We start from the raw sequence: 19,305 nt of genomic DNA on the forward strand, positions 1-19,305 counted from the left end.
GCGAGGGGCGTTGCTCGTTGTATCGACGCCTCGCGAACACCCGGAAGCCGACGCCCAGGCACGACTCGGCATGATCATCGCAAAGCGGTTTGCCGCAAGAGCGGTAACGCGCAACACCATCAAGCGGGTCATACGAGAAGCTTTCCGGCAGCGGGGATCGTTATTGCCGCCCCGTGATTTCGTATTCCGCCTTCACAGCCCGGTGGCGGCCACGTCGCTGACGCAGCTCAAGAAACAGCTTCGGGCCGAGGTTGACACGCTGCTCGATAAAATGCAGGCGCCATGATCAAGGCCCTGCTCATCGCCCCCATACGCTTTTATAGGTATTTTCTTAGCCCGTGGGTAGGACACAACTGCCGCTTTACACCCACTTGCTCGGTCTATGCGATAGAAGCTATTGAAACACATGGCGCGCTCAAAGGCCTTTGGCTGGCGGTGCGACGCCTGGCCCGCTGCCACCCCTGGGCGCCCGGCGGATGCGACCCGGTACCCGGCGCCGATCATCGGCGCCGCTAAGCCACATCCTGGTGAGCGGGCCCGCCAGAAAAGGCGTCAACGCTTTTTAAGCTGGCCTACGTTAAACTAACGAGCTTTTGCTCCGCTTGAACTTCTCTTACAGGCGCTATGGATATCCGACGCACCATCCTTTGGATGATTTTCTCTTTCTCGTTGCTACTGCTGTGGAACAACTGGCAGATATATAGCGGCCAGCCTTCGCTATTTGGCGGCAAACCGCAAAGCACGCAGCAAGCAAGCTCCAACGGCTCCGAGCCGGCCGAGACACCCGCGGATGTGCCGACAGGTGTTCCCGCCGCCGCCACCGATGCGCCCACCGCGCCTCAGGCTCCTGTACAGCAGGCCGCCGCGGCCGAATCCGAACAAATCCCCATCAGCACAGACGTCTACAACCTGGTCTTCGACACACAAGGAGCCCAATTGGTGCGAGCCGAGCTGATCAAGTTCGGCGCAGAAGAAGACGCCTCTCAACCGATGGTGCTGCTTAACAACCAAGCCGGTTCGACCTATCTTGCTCAAACCGGCATTGTCGGTGCGCCTCAGGGACAAAGCTTTCCCACCCACCTGAGCCCGTTCCAGCTAACATCCACCGAAAGATCGCTTACGGGCGACACGCTGAATGTCGTGTTCGAGGCTGAAGCAGACGGCGCCCGGGTAATTAAAACCTACACCCTGCACCGCGGCCGCTACGATATCAACGTGCGTCACGACGTATACAACACCGGCGACGGCCCCATTTCGCCCTCGGTTTATCTGCAGCTGACGCGCGACGGCAATGACCCTCCCAATACCTCGTTCTTCTACAACACCTTTACCGGACCCTCGCTGTACAGCAGCGAAGAAAAGTACCAAAAGGTCAAGTTCTCGGACATCGACAAGAACAAAGCGTCGTATATCAAGCAGGCGGACGACGGCTGGATAGCCATCGTGCAGCATTATTTCGCCAGCGCCTGGGTTCCGGTCGAGAACCGTGTTCGCCACAACGAAGTGCTGCGCGTGGCCGACAACCTGTATTCGGTGCGTACCATTCAGCCTATCGGTTCCATACAGCCCGGCGAGCATCAGGCCATCGATTCCACCCTGTGGCTGGGCCCCCAAGATCAGCAGGCCATGCAAGAAGTTGCGCCCGGCCTGGATGTCGTTGTCGACTACGGCTTCCTTACCATCATTTCCAAGCCGCTATTCAAGCTGATGACCTGGATTCACGGCTTCCTGGGTAACTGGGGCTGGACCATCGTGGTGCTCACGTTGCTGATCAAGCTGGTGTTCTACCCGCTGTCGGCGGCCAGCTATCGGTCCATGGCAAAGATGAAGCAGGTTACCCCCCGCTTGCAGGCGCTGCGTGAAAAATTCGGCGACGACCGGGCCAAGCTCAACGCCGCCATGATGGAAATGTACCGAACCGAGAAGATCAACCCGTTGGGCGGCTGCTTGCCCATGGTGGTGCAGATTCCAGTGTTCATCGCCCTGTACTGGGTGCTGCTGGGCAGCGTCGAAATGCGCGGCGCCCCCTGGATACTCTGGATTCAAGACTTGGCCGCGCCTGACCACTGGTTTATTTTGCCCGCCATCATGATGGGCACCATGTTCCTGCAGATCAAGCTCAACCCCACGCCCCCCGACCCCATGCAGGCGCGCATCATGATGATCATGCCGCTGGTGTTCGGCGGAATGATGTTCTTCTTCCCCGCCGGCCTGGTGTTGTACTGGTGCGTGAACAACGCTGTGTCGATCGCCCAGCAGCGCTACATCATGCATAAGCTGGATAAAGAAACCAAGGCCGCCAAGCGATAAGCAATCCACGATAGGCTTCAGCCGGCCGGGCCGGCTGAAGTCCGACCCCCGTGATTTATAGTTATTCACTATCACGGTGTTTTAATCAATCAATTTTATCTTTACCTCTGGCGTCGATATACTCGAATCATATCCGGTAGCTTTTGTTCACAAGGACAAAGAGATTTCCAAAACCGGATATCGTCACTTTGCAAGCCGTGGGGCGATGCAACACAAGAGGAAAGACAAGATGAAAAAACTTACCACCGCCGCGGGCGCACCCGTACCCGATAACCAGAATTCCCTGACAGCCGGGCCTCGCGGACCTGTATTGCTGGAAGACGTGTGGTTGCTCGAAAAGCAGGCCCACTTCAATCGTGAGGTTATTCCCGAGCGCCGCATGCATGCCAAGGGCGCCGGCGCGCACGGTACTTTTACCGTTACCCATGACATCACCCAGTACACCCGTGCGAAGGTGTTTTCCGAGGTGGGCAAGCAAACCCCCGTACTGATGCGTTTTTCGACCGTTGCCGGCGAGCGCGGCGCAGCCGATGCAGAGCGCGATATTCGCGGCGTCGCCATGAAGTTCTATACCGAAGAGGGTAACTGGGACCTGGTCGGCAACAATACGCCTGTTTTCTTTTTCCGCGATCCGCTCAAGTTCCCCGACCTGAACCATGCCGTCAAACGCGACCCCCGCACCGGCATGCGCAGCGCCCAGAACAACTGGGAGTTCTGGACCGGCCTGCCCGAAGCCCTGCACCAGGTCACCATCATCATGAGCGACCGCGGCATTCCGGTCGGCTTTCGCAACATGCACCTGTTCGGCAGCCACACCTACAGCTTCATCAACGCCGACAACGAGCGCTTCTGGGTGAAATTCACCTTCAAGACCCAGCAAGGCATCAAGAACTACACCGACGCCGAGGCATGTGAAGTCGTGGGCCGGGACCGCGAAAGCTCGCACCGCGACCTGTACGAATCCATCGAGGCGGGAAATTTCCCGCGCTGGACGGCCTACATCCAGATCATGCCCGAGAAGGACGCCGAAACCTATCACCTGAACCCCTTCGACCTGACCAAGGTCTGGCCGCACGGCGACTACCCGCTCATCGAATACGGCGTGCTCGAGCTCAACCGCAATCCGGAAAACTTCTTTGCCGAAATCGAACAAGCCGCGTTCACACCGGCCAACGTGGTGCCGGGCATCAGTTTCTCGCCCGACCGCATGCTGCAGGCCCGCCTGTTCTCGTACGGCGATGCCCAGCGCTACCGCCTGGGTGTCAACCACCACCAGATTCCGGTCAATGCGCCCAAGTGCCCCTTTCACAGCTTTCACCGCGACGGCGCCATGCGGGTGGACGGCAACCACGGCGGCCTCACCGCCAACGAGCCCAATGCACAGGGCGAGTGGCAAGAACAGCCGGATTTCCGCGAGCCGCCTCTGGCAATCAATGGCGCAGCCGACCGCTGGGACCACCGCACGGACACCGACTACTTCTCGCAGCCGGGCAATCTGTTCCGCCTCATGAACGACGAACAGAAACAAGCTCTGTTCGACAACACGGCCCGCGCGATTCAAGGCGTTACTTCCGAAATCCAGCAGCGCCACATCGACCACTGCGCGCAAGCCGACCCCGCTTATGGCGCGGGTGTGGCGGCGGCCATCAAGAAGCTGGGCTGATGGCCGGCGGCTGTTCAGCCTCCTTCGGCCACGTGGCGCGGCCTGGTCCGCGCCGCCGGTAAGGGCTGACCGAACGACGCCCAATAGCTTTGCGGCGCCTACTCAGCGCCATGACGCCTGCAAGGGACACATCCACAAGATGTGTCCCTTGTCATTTTGGCGCTCTATCTCTCGTTCAAGGAGACGGCCTCTGAATATCGCATCCATAAGAAAACATGGAACGCGAATAAACTCCGGGTTTGCACGGCCACTCTTCGATTTTGCCAATTCCCTTTGCCAACGATATGGCATCATTGAGGGAGCCTCAGACAGTGACAGGCACGCTGGATGAATAGCAACCAAATCGATGCCCCACTCGTGCATCCACGACCAACCTCTCTATTTTCATTCATGGCCGCTTCCTCGCAACAACCCATCGCAGCCATCGCCACCGCCCCCGGTCGCGGCGGCATCGGCATCGTCCGCATCTCGGGCCCCGACCTGACGCCCATCGTAGAACGCCTGTTCGACGCGCCCCTTGCCCCCCGCCATGCTCACTACCTGCCGTTCAACGATGCCCAGGGTCAGGCCATCGACGCCGGCATAGTCCTGTTCTTTCCGGCGCCCCACTCATATACCGGCGAAGACGTGCTTGAACTGCAAGGCCACGGCGGCCCGGCCGTTCTACGCCGCCTGCTGGAACACTGCCTGCAAGTCGGCCGCAAATTTGGCCTGCGCCATGCCCAGCCAGGCGAGTTCACCCAGCGCGCCTTCCTGAACGAGCGCCTAGACCTGGCGCAGGCAGAAGCCGTCGCCGACCTGATCGACGCCTCGTCCGAAGCCGCCGCGCGCAGCGCCATGGCCTCGTTAAGCGGCGCGTTCTCAGAGCGGGTCAATCAGCTTAACGACCGCATCATCCACCTGCGCATGCTGGTCGAAGCCACGCTGGATTTTCCCGAAGAGGAAATCGACTTCCTCGAAAAATACCAGGCCCGCGACACCCTGACCGACATACGCGAACACCTGGCCGAACTCGTTCGACAGGCGCGCCAAGGCATGATCCTGCGCGAAGGCCTGCATGTCGTGCTGGCCGGCCAGCCCAACGTCGGAAAGTCCAGCCTGCTCAACGCCCTGGCGGGCGACGAGGTGGCCATCGTCACCCCCATCGCCGGCACCACTCGCGATAAGGTCGTGCAGCAAATACATATTGACGGCGTGCCGCTGCACATCGTCGATACCGCCGGCCTGCGCGAAACCGACGACACCGTGGAAAGCATAGGCATCGCCCGCACCTGGGCCGAAATCGAAAAAGCCAACGTCATCATTCACTTGAAGGATGCCCGCGACCCGGCGGGCGAGCTGGACGAAGCCATCAAGCAGCGCTTGCCGGCGCGAACGCCGGTGCTCGAGGTACATAACAAGATCGATCTGCTGGCAGCACCGGACATATCCCAGGGAACACACGGCGGCAAAGGCGGCGTCTCGTTGCCCGAAACGGCATTGGCAGGGGCGGCATCCACAAAGACAACGTGGAAGGAATCAACATCTCCAGAGGCTGCGGATGATGGAGCCCTAAACGTCAAGAGCAGCCACGCACGCGCTGCGCGGGATACCGGCTCTCCGGTTCAAAGCGAATTCGCAGTCGCGGTATTGGGAATCTCCGCCAAGACCGGCGCCGGCCTCGACGACCTTCGCGGCAAGCTGCTTGACATCGCCGGCTGGAACCCCGGCGCCGAGTCTCCCTGGCTGGCCCGCGAACGCCACCTCGTCGCCCTGCGCAGCGCCGCCGAACACCTGGACGCAGCCGACGAACACGCCAGCCACAGCGATAACGTACTGGACTTGTTCGCCGAGGAACTAAGGCTGGCACACGAAGACCTGTCTGCGATCACAGGCCAATTTACAAGCGACGATCTCCTGGGGGAGATTTTTTCGAGTTTTTGTATCGGGAAGTGAGCTTGGGCCATGGACCACCACTAATGGCGGCCAATCCCTCGACCCGACCATCCGGCACTTAGGGCATATAAACATAGCCGGCCTGCAACAGGAGCAGCGTGGTGAGCACCCGGCACAGTGAACGCTCTGGTCCGTTTTTGTTACCAACCTCCTGGCTTCCCCCTAGTTGCAGCGCGCTCGATTTTATTTATAATAAATAACAGTTATGTTTTATAACTATTATTCGAGAGCCTTCCCCCATGAGTCAGTCCGACCAATCTCCTTTACTTAACGTCAAATACGTCGGTTCCATCGCCCAGGTGGGTATCAATCGACCTGAAAAGCGCAACGCGATCAACGACGACCTCGTCAACGCCATAAAGCAATGTTTCGAGTCCATGCCGGAAACGGTAAAGGCCATTGTGCTGTACGGCATTGGCGAGCATTTTTGCGCCGGGCTTGACCTGTCCGAGGTTTCCGCCCATACGGTGCCCGAATCAGTGATGCACTCGCGCGGCTGGCATGCGGCCTTCGAACAGATACAGTTCGGCCGCGCACCCGTCATTGCTGTATTGCACGGCGCGGTCGTGGGCGGAGGCCTCGAGCTGGCTTCGGCGGCACACGTGCGGGTGGCCGAAGAATCCAGTTTTTATGCCCTGCCCGAAGGCAAACGCGGCCTGTTTGTTGGCGGTGGCGGGTCGGTGCGTATCACCCGCCTTATCGGGGTCTCGCGCATGACCGACATGATGCTTACCGGGCGCGTGCTTAGCGCTCAAGAAGGCCACCAAGCCGGCATTTCGCACTACTCTGTTGGAGTCGGCCAAGGCATAGCCAAAGCGATGGAACTGGCCGAGAACATCGCCTCGAATGCCGCCATGACCAACTACGGAGTCATGCACCTGCTGCCACGCATCGCAGATCAATCCATACACGACGGCCTGGCCACTGAATCGTTGATGGCCGCTGTCGCGCAAACCGACCCGGCCACCCTCGATCTTCTCGCCCAGTTTCTGGAAGGCAAGAAGAACAAGGTGAAATTCAAGCCGCAGTAGGCAAACCAAGCATACCGGGCGCGCCCGACACTGCCGAGGCGTCCGCCCATAACCTTTACAAGAGGAACTCATGGATATCCAGGGACAAGCGGCACTGGTCACCGGCGGCGCATCGGGATTGGGCGCCGAAACCGTACGGCAACTGGCGGCGGCCGGAGCTCGGGTGGCAATTCTCGACCTCAACGAACAAGCGGCCCGCGAATTGGCTGATGAAGTCGGCGGCCTGGGCATTGCCTGCGACATCACCAATACAGAAAGCGTCGAAAAGGCCCTGGATACTGCAGCACAGGCCCATGGCCCCGCTCGCATCCTGGTCAATTCCGCCGGCATAGGCGGCGCCAAACGCCTGGTGGGCAAAGACGGCACGGCCATGCCGCTTGAGCATTTCACCCGAATAGTAAACGTCAACCTTATCGGCACCTTTAACGTCATGCGCCTGGCAGCCGCACGCATGCTGGCGCTTGGCCCTCTCGAGGACGGTGAGCGCGGCGTCATCATTTGCACTTCATCCGTAGCCGCTTACGACGGCCAGGTGGGCCAAGCCGCCTATGCAGCTTCAAAAGGGGCTTTGGCTTCGATGACACTGCCGTTGGCGCGCGATCTGGCTCAGTTTGGCGTGCGGGTGGTAACCATTGCTCCGGGCTTGTTCCTGACCCCCCTGCTTCGCGAGCTTCCTGAAGAAGTACAAGAATCGCTGGGCCACAGCATTCCTTTTCCAAAGCGCCTGGGAAAACCCTCGGAATTTGCCCAATTGGCCCTGCATATCGTCGGCAATCTTTCACTCAATGGCGAAGTAATCCGACTCGATGGCGCGTTGCGCCTGCCTCCTCGCTGATCACGCCAAAACCCTGGAAGCCACATTATGTTTTCTTACCAGCCTCCGCTCAAAGACATCCGTTTCGTTTTATCAGACCTGCTTGATGCGTCCGCGCAATTGTCGTTGCTTCCTCCTTTTGACGAGGTTGATGACGACCTGATGATGCAGGTGGCCGAAGAAGCGGGACGATTCGCAAGCGAAGTGCTGTTTCCCCTGAACGCCGTGGGCGACCGCGAGGGCTGCCACTACGAAAACGGGGTCGTGAAAACGCCCTCAGGCTTTCCCAACGCCTACAGGCAATTCCAGGAGGCGGGCTGGCCCGCCCTGGCTTGCGACCCAGACTACGGTGGCCAGGGGCTGCCCAATACGCTCAACAGCGTGCTTTACGAGATGCTCAGCTCGTCCAACCATGCATGGACGATGTATCCCGGCTTGCTGCACGGCGCCTACGCTTGCCTTCATAAGCACGCAAGCGAAGAACTAAAACAACGTTACCTGCCCCATATCATCAGCGGCCAATGGCTGGCCACCATGTGTTTGACGGAATCCCAGGCCGGAAGCGACCTTGGCTTGCTGCGCACCCGTGCCATACCGCAAGACGACGGCTCGGTACGCATCACCGGCAACAAAATCTTCATTTCGGGCGGTGAACAAGATATCACCGAGAACATCGTTCATTTGGTCCTGGCGCGGTTGCCCGACGCACCCGTCGGCAGCAAGGGAATTTCCCTGTTCCTGGTACCCAAGTATCTGCCCGAAGGCAACAAGCTCGGCCGGCTCAATAGCGTCGCTTGCACCGGTATTGAACACAAGATGGGCATTCATGGCAGCGCCACCACAAGCCTGCAATTTGACGATGCCGTGGGCTGGATTGTAGGAGAACCCAACCGCGGCCTGGCCGCCATGTTCGTCATGATGAATGCAGCCCGATTGGCTGTGGGCATACAAGGCTTGGGCAGCGCCGAGACCGCTTATCAGAACTCGCTGGCCTACGCGCAAGAGCGCCTGCAGATGCGTGCCGCTGTCAGGCCTCCACAGCGACGAGCCGAGCCCGCCGACCCCATCATCATGCATCCGGCCATGCAACGCTTGCTGATGACTCAACGCGCGTACGTGGAAGGCTTCCGAATGCTGGCCTACTACAGCGCCCTGGCGTTGGACGCCTCCGAACACCATCCCGACGAGCATGTTCGCAACGACAAAGATGCCGAGCTTGCGCTACTTACGCCCATCATTAAATCCATGATGACGGATCAAGGGTTCCATGGCTCGAGCCAGGCGCTTCAAATATACGGCGGACACGGCTTCATTACCGAAACAGGTATCGAACAATACCTGCGCGATTCGCGCATCGCAATGATTTACGAGGGTACGAACGAAATCCAGGCTGTCGATCTACTTCTACGCAAAATTTTGTCGGATGGCGGCAAGCGCCTTGAACAGTTTCTTGGCCAGATAGACGCCACGGTGGAAGAAGAAACCGGCGGCCCCTTGCAGAGCCGGGCCCTAATATTGGCCGACCTTGCGAGCAGCATTCGCAAATGTGTGGCGGACATTGCCGAAACTGCTGCGGCGAACCCCCAGTTACCACACCAGGTGGCTCCTGAAATGCTGCGCCTGGTGGGCCATTGCGCCTTGGCCTGGCTATGGCTCAGGGCCGAGCGCACGGCACTGGAAAAACTTCAACACGACCCGGCGTTCTACCAAGCCAAGCGAGACACTTGCCGCTACTACTACGATTTCGTCCTGCCCGAGACCGCACAATTGCTGCAAGTAATCGACAACGCGCTCAAAGATTCCAGGGAAGGCAATCAGATCAACATGCTTTCCGATGTAATGCGCCAATATGACGAAACCGCACCCTGACCCAACAGTACCCGCTGCACAGGCGGAACCCATCGACCAAGGGCCATTGACCCAGTCGGTGGGTTACTGCTGCCTGCAGGCCTATCTTGAGATCGTGCCCAACATCAAGAAGCAGCTTGGCAAGCTGCAATTGCGGCCGGTGGAATACACGGTCTTGTCGCTGATCAACAGCAATCCGCGCATCAACCAAAAGCGCCTTGGGCAAACCATACGGGTGTCACCCCCGAACCTGGCAACCCTGCTCGACAAAATCCAGGCGGACGGCCTGATAGAACGGCAGCGAAACCCACACGACCGTCGCTCGCAGATTCTTGCGCTTACACCCAAGGGACATGAGCTTCACTCGAAGGCAAAAGTCGTTGCCACGCGTGCAGACCATACGCCAACGCTTTCTGAGAACGAGCGTCGGCAACTGATCAACCTATTGACCAAGATATTTCAGGCTTGAGGCTCATTTCTTGCTGTTGATTGCGATGAATAGGTCCAACCCCTAGTACACAATTTGCTGCTAATTGTGGCCAAATGCGGTTATGCTTCTGCTATATGCATCTAGTTAAAAGCCTGCCCGACAATCCACTCGATATTATTGGCGACATTCATGGTGAATATGCCGCGCTTGTCCGCTTATTGGCACACCTGGGTTACGACGCCGATGGGCGCCACCCCCAGCACCGATTATTGGTGTTCGTAGGCGATCTCATCGACCGCGGCCCAGACAGCCACAGCGTGGTTCGGCTCGTTCAGAAGCTGGTTGAATCGGGCAATGCGCGCTGCATTTTGGGCAACCACGAAATCAATCTGCTTATCGACGACGTCAAGGACGGGTCTGGCTGGTTCTTTGACGAACGTCATCAACAAGATCTCAAACATTACGCACCGTTCAGACGAACGCCGCCCGAACAACGCCAGGCCTTCAAAGATTTTCTCGGTAGCCTTCCCATAGCCCTGGTGCGGAATGACATCCGCATCGTGCACGCTGCATGGACAAAAGCCGCGATTGAAGCCGTGCAGTCGATCTCCTTGGGCACGGTTAGCGAACAGTACAAGATATGGGATTACGCCGCCCAGACCAGCGCCCAAGCGTCAGGCCTGTACGAACGCTACCTGGCCGAAAAAGAGCGCTGGGCAAAAGAACTGGAAGACGAACAACATCCACCGCCCTTCTTGTATTCGATCGCCGAGTACGAAGCCACGCAACAAATGATCAACCCTCTGAAGGTATTGACGTCGGGCGTCGAGGTACAAGCGGAAACGCCCTTTTTTGCGGGAAATCGTTGGCGATTCTCGGATCGCGTCAGTTGGTGGGATGACTATGACGACCCTGTTCCGGTGGTGATCGGGCACTACTGGCGCCTGATCAAACCCATGAAAAGCATCAACATGCCCCGCTATACCCAGTTGTTCAAAGATATCCCCCCAAACGCCTGGCACGGAAAACGCCACAACGTATTTTGCATCGACTATTCGGTGGGGGCCCGTTGGCGAGATCGAAAAGCCAGCCGTTCTTTAGAGAACTCTCGTTTTCGTCTGGCAGCGTTGCAATGGCCGGAAAACAGGCTTGTATTCGATTCTGGCGAGCTCATGCCCACTTCTTGAACGAATAGCTTATTCGATAGTTCTAGACTTTATAGCTGTCTTAAAGGCAGCTTTTTTTTGACCAAACTTGTTCAAATCGCGCCGGCATAGATTTGAAACCGGGGCCGAGCGCAGCTATATTACAAATAGACACAATATTTATACCTGTGGATAACTTCTAAGGACTGCAGCTGTGGACAAGTTGTGGACCTTCATTGAATAACCAAGGCATTGTTCAATGAGACGAAAGTTGTCCAGAAAGAGTCCTTCATGAATAAAGGGGTTATCACCCGAAATTTAATGCCCTAACCTACTGAAATAACATGAGTTTAAGCACCTATGCCACTTATCCACAGACACCCATTACTATAATCATTTATAAATAAAGATTGTTATTAAAAAGAAGCTTTTACCTAGCCGCCCGCCACATCGGTACAAGTACCCCTGGATCAAATGTCGACGTATACTTCTTCAGGTCGGCAATGGGGGTAAGAAATCAAACAATTAAATCAATGCAAGGCGATCAATGGCCAGATCGAGGGTTTTGTCTTCTTTTGCAAAACACAGCCTTATCAATTGATGATTCGAATTTTTATCTGAGGGGTCTTGATAAAACGCACTGACTGGTATTGTGGTAACCCCGTGTTCTGTTGTAAGCCAACGCGCAAACTGTGCCTCATCTTCATCAGAAACTTCGCTGTAGTCTGCAAGCAAGAAAAACGTGCCATCGCAAGATAACGGTTTGAAACGCGTGGTTTTCAAGCGCTCTATCAGATAGTCGCGTCGTTTTTGGTAAAACGCGGCCAGCTGCATATATGGCAACGGGTTGGTCATATATTGTGCCAAGGCATGCTGAAAGGGAGAGCTCGTAGTGAAAACGGTAAATTGGTGTACTTTGCGTATTTCGTTAGTAATGGCTGGAATGGCTGTGCAGTAACCCATTTTCCAGCCAGTAATATGGTATGTCTTGCCAAATGATGAAACGACAATCGTGTTTTGTACTAGCTTGGGGCGAGTTGAAAGGCTTAGATGCGTATGGCCATCAAAAATGATGTGCTCGTAGACTTCGTCGCTCAATAATAAAATGCCGTGTTTTTCCACCAAATGTTCCAAGGCATCCAAATCTTGTTCAAGTAAAACAATGCCTGTCGGGTTATGCGGAAAATTTATAACAAGCAATCTGGTACGAGAGGTAATTGCATCTTCCACTCTCTGCCAATCTACGGTGTAGCAAGGTTGCGAAGTACTATGGCTAGGCGGGTTCATCGGCACAACCACAGGTATGCCGCCAGCCAATTGAATTACCGGGATATACAGGTCGTAAAACGGTTCAATGACGATAACTTCGTCTCCCGGATGTACTAACGCCAGTAGGCTGGCCATTAATGCCTCGGTAGCACCGGCAGTTACAGTCACCTCTGTATCGATGTCATATTTGTGCCCGTAGAGCGATTCGATTTTCTCGCTGATCTGCTTACGCAACTGCGGCACGCCCGCCATCGCGGCATATTGGTTATGCCCTTGGTGCATGGCTTTGTTGACCAGTTCAAGCAGTACCGGGTCGGGCGAGAAGTCAGGAAACCCCTGGCCAAGGTTGACTGCGTTATGGTCCAAGGCCATTTGGCTCATAATTGTAAAGATGTTGGTGCCTACGTTTGGCAATCGTGATTTTATATTCATGGATAGATATTGGTTTTAAGTTGAAGGCAATGTTGGATTATCGACGCACCAGCACAATGTATAAGAAGAAAATATGCGACATAGGGGAAAACTAGTATTTGTGAAAGTTACCGGCTGTGGTTATTCTTGCCGTTGCATTTGTAAACCAAGCCCTACGTAGCTTCTATACCAGGTAGTTGGTGCTATTGGTGTAGGCGTTCTTGGTTTTATGCATTTCTTTCATTTTTAGGACGCTACACATGGCTCAGAAGGGCAAGGTTAAATGGTTTAACGCCGACAAGGGTTTTGGTTTCATCACTCCAGACGACGGTGGCACAGACGTATTCGCACACTTTTCAGCTATCGAAGGCCGCGGCTATCGCAGCTTGAACGAAGGTCAAGAAGTGGAATTCGAAGTTAAAGACGGTCCTAAAGGCCCACAAGCTTCCGAGATTCGCGCGCTATAAAAAAAGAATAATAGTTTGTACCTAGCTCGTAGCTTGCGAGCTATTTTTAACGCCCCAAGCATAACTGCTGGGGCGTTTTTTAATTAAGCTGTGCTAGAAAACGGTTGCGGTTTTTTCGAAAACGATAGAGCATGGATGATCAAGTTTGGAGTTATGCACATTAACGCGGGCTTGATTTGTCTGCTTCTATATTGTCGCTAAGGTCGCGATGATTATCCGGTCATGGCACAGCACTAACTTCACCGTAAGTCCCTCGAACAAAGGTTCTTAATGCTCGGCAACTGTAAACCGACTGCGGTTGGGGTTGTAGCAATTAAGGTAAAACTCCCGTCAGTGCGCAGGCCACTGCGACTTACAGTCGTAAGTTGCTCACAAAGTTATCCACAGGCATATACAAAAGCTCATCAGAATCGACAGCGTAGGAATTCAAACGGGCTAGTTGATAGCCTGAAGACAATTGTTCCACGTGAAACAGCACTAGGACATAGTTAATATAGAATTTTGTTAGTTGTTTTTGATGGACCACGTTGCAGACTACCCTTCCATTGGCCCTCACGATTAGCTACTCAATCTGAACGGTGTCAGAACGAACGAAATGTGTCTTGGGTGATGTTTCACGTGGAACAAGAAAATGGCCATTACCTGGAACGTTCCGTTAACTAGCTAGCAATCATCGAACTCAAGTTGCGGCGATGCTGCTCTTAAAGAGTTCAGTAAATATAGTGGGACAACCCCCGATTGAATACTGCGCAGGCACAGGCACTCTCTTTTTCTAGTTAGCGCATCTTTTTCATTCTATGTTCTATGGTCGTACCTGACTAGCGAGCTATCCAGCACTATGGAGGTTAGGCCGAAAATCGGCGTGCCTTATCAGTAGGCGCTAGGCAGTTCCAATAGATTGCATCCGTCGCGTAGGTTTGAAAGCTTTTGCTTGAGCTTGCCCTATGTTTATACATAACAACAGTACGTCGGGTTTTTATATGCGTCGGTGAGCTCTAGCTTTTCGCAATCCTTTGGTAGCGTTGTTGTTCGAGTATCGTTGATAAACATTGATGAGCACTCTCAACAGCAATTTATAGTTCAATGATATGAGTAAAAGCCGTGCTAACAGTCTTAACAATGTTTCACGTGAAACATGATGGTGCGGGTCGTATAATCATTCTTTAACCTCTATTTTTCTTGACATGATTTACCCGGACGAATTCGACGTCATAGTTGTGGGAGGCGGTCACGCAGGCACCGAAGCTGCTCTCTCGGCTGCGCGCACCGGCGCTTCCACGCTTTTATTGACTCACAATATGGAAACGCTGGGACAGATGTCGTGCAACCCTTCCATCGGAGGGATAGGCAAAGGTCATTTAGTTAAAGAGATAGATGCACTTGGTGGAGCGATGGCTTATGCAACTGATCAGGCCGGCATTCAGTTTCGTATTTTGAATCGCTCCAAAGGGCCCGCCGTCCGCGCAACGCGAGCACAAGCCGACCGATCTCTATACCGCCAGGCAATACGACAGAAGCTGCAGAACCAGCCTAATCTAACGATTTTTCAACAGGCAGTTGATGACTTGATGTTGGAAGGCGATAGGGTTGTAGGCGCAGTAACGCAGATTGGTTTGAAGTTTCGTGGTCGTACGGTGGTGTTGACAGCGGGTACTTTTCTGAATGGCCTGATTCATGTGGGGCTTAATAATTATTCAGGCGGTCGCGCCGGTGATCCACCGTCTATCACGCTTGGACACAAGCTAAAAGAATTGCGGCTTCCGCAAGGTCGCCTTAAGACAGGGACACCTCCAAGGATAGACTCCAGAAGCATTGATTTTTCACGGACTGAAACCCAGCCTGGAGATCTTGATCCCATTCCAGTGTTCTCGTACATGGGCTCGGCAGACATGCATCCACGGCAATTGCCTTGCTGGATCACCAATACCAATGAACGCACCCACGATATCGTACGGTCGGGGCTGGATCGTTCTCCCATGTATAGCGATCAGGGCCAGATCGAAGGAATAGGGCCACGATATTGTCCGTCGATAGAAGACAAAATCCATCGTTTTGCAGATAAAGCCAGTCATCAGATTTTTCTCGAGCCCGAGGGCCTGACAACTAACGAAATCTATCCCAATGGGGTATCGACCAGTTTGCCATTTGATATCCAGATTGCTTTGGTTCGCAGCTTGCCTGGGTTAGAGCAGGCCGTCATTACCAGGCCTGGCTACGCAATTGAATACGATTATTTTGACCCAAGAGAACTAAAGTCTTCTCTAGAAACCCGCGCCATACAAGGATTGTTTTTCGCGGGCCAAATTAACGGTACAACGGGATACGAAGAAGCAGCTGCTCAAGGTTTGCTTGCCGGGCTTAATGCGGCGCGCCAAGTTGTAGGCCTGGAACCGTGGACTCCAACACGCAGCGAAGCCTATCTGGGTGTACTGGTAGACGACCTTATCACTCGAGGGGTTACCGAGCCTTATCGTATGTTTACTTCGCGTGCAGAGTATCGCTTAAGTTTGCGGGAAGACAACGCAGATCTACGATTGACCGAGCTTGGGCGAAAAATGGGTTTGATTAGTGATGATCGCTGGGATGCTTTCAATAGAAAACGTGATGCGCTGGAAAAGGAAATCCAACGGTTAAAGAGTACCTGGGTCAATCCTAAAACCCTCGAACGAGAGTCTGCCACCACTTTACTTGGAAAGCCGATTGAACGTGAGCACTCACTATTTGATCTGCTGAAACGGCCAGAAGTGAGCTATGGCGAGCTAATGAGCTTCAAGAGGCCCGATGGCCAGCTACTTGCCGGCCCAGGCGTGGACGATAGCATCGTGGCCGAACAGGTCGAGATTCAAGTGAAGTACGCAGGTTATGTGGCCCGGCAGCAAGAAGACGTAAAAAAGCAGGCCGCCCAGGAAAGCCACGCCATACCCGAAGACCTTGACTATGACGCCATCGATAGCCTGTCGATTGAGGTTCGGCAAAGGCTTAAGCTCGCCCGGCCTGAAACCGTTGGGCAGGCAAGTCGCGTATCGGGTGTTACGCCGGCCGCTATCTCTTTGTTGTTAATCCACATAAAGCGGCATCAGAACGCACGACGGGCTGCATAATGGCCGATTCTCGTTTGAAAAAACAGCTTGCTGAAGCTGTGGAGGAGCTTGAGCTTGAATTGCCTGTACAAACCCAAGGCTTGTTACTGGAGTACCTTGCGCAAATGCAGCGCTGGAACCGCACATACAATCTGACAGCCATCCGCGACGCGCAGCAGATGTTGGTCCAACATATCATCGATAGTTTGGCGGTGGTTGGTCCGATGCGTCGCGCATTAGAATCAAAGCCGGAAGCTGTTATTGTTGACGTCGGCTCCGGTGCAGGACTGCCGGGGGCTGTTCTGGCAATGGCGTGTCCGGGTTGGACCATCCATTGTGTGGATGCCGTTGAAAAGAAAATGGCTTTTGTGCGCCAGATGTCCGGTGTGCTCGGACTGTCCAACTTGTCGGCAAAGCATGGCCGTATCGAGGCTCTGCCGAACCTGCAGGCGGATATCGTGGTTTCCAGGGCCTTTGCATCTTTGCTGGATTTTGCGACACTTGCCGGGGGGCACGTTCAGCCAAGCGGCAGCATGCTCGCAATGAAAGGCCGTTACCCCGAAGAAGAAATCGCCGCTTTGCATGCGCAAGGCAACTGGAAGGTTCAATCCGTACAGCAGCTGCAAGTACCCCAATTAGAAGCCCAGCGCTGTCTGGTGTGGATCGAGGCTTGTTCAGGCCCGGTCCTTAAGGAAACACATGAATCCCAATAATTCCGCCGACGCCGTCAAGGTGTTTTGCATCACGAACCAAAAAGGGGGGGTGGGCAAGACGACAACCGCTATCAACCTGGCCGCTGCCTTGGCCGCGCTCAATAAGAAAGTATTGTTGATCGACCTTGACCCGCAGGGCAATGCAACAATGGGTAGCGGCGTCGACAAGAATGCGGTGGAAAACAATCTGTATCAGGTGCTTATCGGCGAAGCTGATATCGCTTCCGTGCGCGTAAAGTCTGAAACCGGAGGCTACGATGTACTGCCGGCCAATCGCGAGCTGTCCGGGGCCGAGATTGATCTCATTCAAATGAATGAGCGCGAGACGCAGCTAAAAACAGCCATCGCCAAGGTAATCGATGAATACGACTTCATACTTATCGATTGCCCGCCCACGCTGTCTTTGCTTACCCTTAATGGCCTGGCCTCTGCTGATGGCGTTATTATCCCGATGCAGTGCGAATATTTTGCGCTTGAAGGCCTTTCCGATCTGGTCAATACCATCAAGCGGGTACACCACAACATCAATCCTGGCTTGCGTGTAATCGGCTTGCTTCGGGTTATGTTCGATACGCGGGTTACTCTTCAGCAACAGGTGTCCGCGCAGATCGTGGCCCACTTCGGCGACAGGGTCTTCGATACCATCGTTCCGCGTAATGTACGGCTGGCGGAAGCCCCCAGCCACGGGATGCCCGGCATTGTTTATGACAAAAGCTCCCGGGGCGCCAAAGCGTATATTGAATTCGGCGAAGAATTGATCAAGCGGGTTAAAAAAGAGACCTTGCGTTCCAATGCTCGGCCTCCACAAATGACGAATCTCTAAGGACACATCATGGCAACTAGGAAACCCAAAGGCTTGGGCAGGGGCTTGGACGCGTTGCTCGGAGCCGATGCCGCCGCAATAGACACTTTAGGTAAAAAGACGGCGGCCGCCGAGCCGCAACTGCCGACCACACTTCGCATCAAGGCTCTTAAAGCCGGAAAATACCAGCCACGTACCCGAATGGATGAAGGCGCCCTGAATGAGCTTGCAGATTCCATCCGCACCCAGGGGGTCATGCAGCCCATACTGGTGCGTCCTTTACCCGCGGCCGGCGCCTACGAGATTATTGCCGGCGAACGTCGCTTCCGGGCCGCTCAGTTGGCTGGGTTGACCGAGGTGCCTGTCCTGGTTCGTGAAGTAGAGGACGAGAACGCCGCGGTCATGGCGCTTATCGAAAACATCCAGCGCGAAGATCTCAACCCGCTGGAAGAGGCTCAAGGCGTCAAGCGCCTGTTGGATGAGTTCGGCCTAACCCATGAACAAGCGTCGCAGGCCATTGGGCGTTCGCGTTCCGCCACCAGCAATCTGTTGCGTCTGATTAACCTGACTGAACCCGTGCAGACCATGCTGTTGGCCGGCGACATCGACATGGGCCATGCCAGAGCACTGCTGGCGGTTGAGGCTGCACAACAGATACTGCTTGCCAACGAAATCGTTTCACGGCGGCTTTCCGTGCGTGAAACCGAAAAGCTGGTCAATCGTGCGCTACAGGAAGCAGACGGCGAGGCGCCGGTTTCCACCCGCGCTCGCAAAACCCCGTCCGGAGACGCCAAGCGTCTCGAACAAGCACTATCAGATCATCTAGGCACCCGCGTGACACTCAAGGTGGGTACACGCAATCGCGGCCAGCTCGTTATCGACTTCCACGACTGGGAGCACCTTAACGCCTTGCTTGAGCGCCAAGGCATGGCCAACGTAATTGACGACTAAGGCGTAGCCGCCAGAAAGTCTTCTAGTCGCATACCGCCGTCAGCATCGCCGCATTACCGAGGCCGAATTACCCGGTGTATCGGGCGAAGCCAGGCAAGCGGAAAAGCCGGTTTTACACCTGTTTGACAAGGCTAAAAAAAAGGATCATAATTCGTGGTTCTCTTTTGGTGGGATTCCCGAGTGGTTAAAGGGGGCAGACTGTAAATCTGTTGGCCTTGCGCCTACGTTGGTTCGAATCCAACTCCCACCACCAGAGCTTACCCGCAGGCGCTGCTGGTGGCTGTTAGGGCAAAGTCCTGGCGGCATCAAGCGGCGCCCGGTGTCTGGCTTGGCTGGCAGTATCAAGCCGCCGGAAAGTACGGCGAGAAGAACGGAATCCCATGCGGGTGTAGCTCAATGGTAGAGCAGAAGCCTTCCAAGCTTACGACGAGGGTTC

Annotated in this window: 15 protein-coding genes, 1 tRNA gene and 1 pseudogene; 16 read left to right on the forward strand and 1 reads right to left on the reverse strand. The window is 55.0% G+C overall.

The window, feature by feature from the left end; genetic code table 11:
* From rnpA to ACIY1O_RS16530, 10 genes and pseudogenes are all read left to right on the forward strand, one after another.
* Positions 1-286, forward strand: a 286-nt coding sequence (rnpA, locus tag ACIY1O_RS16485; protein ID WP_397476190.1) for a ribonuclease P protein component, incomplete at its 5' end; no start/stop codon positions are given.
* Positions 283-516, forward strand: coding sequence for a membrane protein insertion efficiency factor YidD (gene yidD / locus ACIY1O_RS16490; RefSeq protein ID WP_397476191.1), 234 nt, complete (start codon positions 283-285; stop codon positions 514-516). The genes rnpA and yidD, both read left to right, overlap by 4 nt.
* A gap of 108 nt (positions 517-624) precedes the next feature.
* Entirely contained in the window at positions 625-2,310 is a 1,686-nt protein-coding gene (yidC, locus tag ACIY1O_RS16495; protein WP_397476192.1) for a membrane protein insertase YidC, read from the forward strand.
* A gap of 229 nt (positions 2,311-2,539) precedes the next feature.
* Positions 2,540-3,973 (forward strand): catalase, encoded by a 1,434-nt coding sequence (locus tag ACIY1O_RS16500; protein ID WP_397476193.1) that lies wholly within the window; start codon positions 2,540-2,542, stop codon positions 3,971-3,973.
* A 390-nt stretch (positions 3,974-4,363) separates the two neighbouring features.
* A pseudogene (gene mnmE, locus ACIY1O_RS16505) lies at positions 4,364-5,908 on the forward strand (tRNA uridine-5-carboxymethylaminomethyl(34) synthesis GTPase MnmE); the annotation flags it as partial.
* A 239-nt stretch (positions 5,909-6,147) separates the two neighbouring features.
* A complete protein-coding gene (locus ACIY1O_RS16510) occupies positions 6,148-6,939 on the forward strand; it encodes a crotonase/enoyl-CoA hydratase family protein (protein ID WP_397476195.1) in 792 nt (263 codons plus the stop codon).
* Positions 6,940-7,009: 70 nt separating this feature from the next.
* A complete protein-coding gene (locus ACIY1O_RS16515; protein WP_397476196.1) occupies positions 7,010-7,774 on the forward strand; it encodes an SDR family NAD(P)-dependent oxidoreductase in 765 nt (254 codons plus the stop codon).
* Between the two features lie 27 nt (positions 7,775-7,801).
* Complete coding sequence (locus ACIY1O_RS16520; RefSeq protein WP_397476197.1) at positions 7,802-9,622, forward strand: acyl-CoA dehydrogenase C-terminal domain-containing protein; 1,821 nt, start codon at positions 7,802-7,804, stop codon at positions 9,620-9,622.
* Positions 9,603-10,070, forward strand: a complete 468-nt coding sequence (locus ACIY1O_RS16525; RefSeq protein ID WP_397476198.1) for a MarR family winged helix-turn-helix transcriptional regulator — start codon at positions 9,603-9,605, stop codon at positions 10,068-10,070. Before ACIY1O_RS16520 ends, ACIY1O_RS16525 begins: the two co-directional genes overlap by 20 nt.
* Before the next feature lie 95 nt (positions 10,071-10,165).
* Positions 10,166-11,218 carry a metallophosphoesterase gene (locus ACIY1O_RS16530; protein WP_397476199.1) on the forward strand — a complete coding sequence of 351 codons (1,053 nt, stop codon included), beginning with the start codon at positions 10,166-10,168 and terminating at the stop codon, positions 11,216-11,218.
* Positions 11,219-11,701: 483 nt separating this feature from the next.
* Here ACIY1O_RS16530 and ACIY1O_RS16535 read toward each other — a convergent pair whose 3' ends face one another.
* Positions 11,702-12,877, reverse strand: coding sequence for a methionine aminotransferase (locus tag ACIY1O_RS16535; RefSeq protein WP_397476200.1), 1,176 nt, complete (start codon positions 12,875-12,877; stop codon positions 11,702-11,704).
* Positions 12,878-13,116: 239 nt separating this feature from the next.
* Here ACIY1O_RS16535 and cspE point away from each other — a divergent pair, with 239 nt between their 5' ends.
* The 6 genes from cspE to ACIY1O_RS16565 all read left to right on the forward strand — a co-directional run bounded on the left by cspE (position 13,117) and on the right by ACIY1O_RS16565 (position 19,122).
* Positions 13,117-13,323, forward strand: a complete 207-nt coding sequence (gene cspE, locus ACIY1O_RS16540) for a transcription antiterminator/RNA stability regulator CspE (protein WP_397476201.1) — start codon at positions 13,117-13,119, stop codon at positions 13,321-13,323.
* Between the two features lie 1,184 nt (positions 13,324-14,507).
* A complete protein-coding gene (gene mnmG / locus ACIY1O_RS16545; protein ID WP_397476202.1) occupies positions 14,508-16,424 on the forward strand; it encodes a tRNA uridine-5-carboxymethylaminomethyl(34) synthesis enzyme MnmG in 1,917 nt (638 codons plus the stop codon).
* Positions 16,424-17,116 (forward strand): 16S rRNA (guanine(527)-N(7))-methyltransferase RsmG, encoded by a 693-nt coding sequence (gene rsmG / locus ACIY1O_RS16550; protein WP_397476203.1) that lies wholly within the window; start codon positions 16,424-16,426, stop codon positions 17,114-17,116. Before mnmG ends, rsmG begins: the two co-directional genes overlap by 1 nt.
* Positions 17,103-17,939 (forward strand): ParA family protein, encoded by an 837-nt coding sequence (locus tag ACIY1O_RS16555; RefSeq protein WP_397476204.1) that lies wholly within the window; start codon positions 17,103-17,105, stop codon positions 17,937-17,939. Before rsmG ends, ACIY1O_RS16555 begins: the two co-directional genes overlap by 14 nt.
* Before the next feature lie 9 nt (positions 17,940-17,948).
* Positions 17,949-18,869: a ParB/RepB/Spo0J family partition protein gene (locus tag ACIY1O_RS16560; RefSeq protein WP_397476205.1), complete on the forward strand. Its 921-nt coding sequence runs from the start codon at positions 17,949-17,951 to the stop codon at positions 18,867-18,869.
* Positions 18,870-19,035: 166 nt separating this feature from the next.
* Positions 19,036-19,122, forward strand: a tRNA-Tyr gene (locus ACIY1O_RS16565).
* Positions 19,123-19,305 lie beyond the last annotated feature (183 nt).

The organism is Pusillimonas sp. (assembly GCF_044464525.1).
Classification (GTDB): domain Bacteria; phylum Pseudomonadota; class Gammaproteobacteria; order Burkholderiales; family Burkholderiaceae_B; genus Pusillimonas.